Annotated in this window: 1 pseudogene; it reads right to left on the reverse strand. The window is 63.5% G+C overall.

The features are described 5' to 3' along the window. Nucleotides 1-60: 60 nt before the first annotated feature. Nucleotides 61-301 (reverse strand): annotated as a pseudogene (locus MKK65_RS29355) (integrase core domain-containing protein); the annotation flags it as partial.

Here is a 301-nt window from a genome sequence, read left to right on the forward strand (position 1 = left end):
CTCCATACCCACAACCCGGCGGTGACCTGACCGGTATTTTGGACCGAGCCGATTGAGAGCCTACTGCATGGCCGCTGCCATGGGTAGCCGGAAGGCCAGATCCGGGAAGCTGCCAGGCGCGGGCGGCCGATAGCCAAGGGACGAATGCGGCCGGACTCGGATGTAGGTGGTTTGCCAACGGCCGATCACCATCTGCGCCTCCTTCAGCGAGTAGAAGATCCCTTGCCTCAGGCCCTCATCCGCAAGCTTGCCATTGAAGCTCTAGCAGTACCCGTCCTCCGACGGCGAGCCCTGCGCATGG

Source organism: Methylobacterium sp. J-001, assembly GCF_022829565.1.
Lineage (GTDB): Bacteria > Pseudomonadota > Alphaproteobacteria > Rhizobiales > Beijerinckiaceae > Methylobacterium.